Source organism: Shigella sp. FC1967, assembly GCF_001743005.1.
In the GTDB taxonomy this organism is placed as follows: domain Bacteria; phylum Pseudomonadota; class Gammaproteobacteria; order Enterobacterales; family Enterobacteriaceae; genus Proteus.
Map to the genome: position 1 here is coordinate 1 of NZ_MIIZ01000392.1, position 226 is coordinate 226.

Annotated in this window: 1 pseudogene; it reads left to right on the plus strand. The window is 48.7% G+C overall.

The annotated features are described in order from the left end of the window. A pseudogene (locus BHE89_RS03455) lies at nt 1–226 on the plus strand (RNA-guided endonuclease TnpB family protein); the annotation flags it as partial.

A 226-nucleotide genomic window follows, 5' to 3' on the forward strand; every position in this document is an offset into this window, starting at 1 on the left:
ATTGTGTCGGGATCAAAGTCATTGATGGCGCGATAAAAATCCCGAAAATTGCACCGATTGAAGCGCGTTTACATCGTGAAATTACGGGGGCGCTGAAAAGTATCACACTGAGCCGCAGCGCAACCGGAAAATACTATGCGTCACTACTCTGTGATGACGGGGTAGAAGCACCGGCAAAGCCAACATTGATATCAAATATCACGGGGCTTGATGTGGGGCTGAGTCA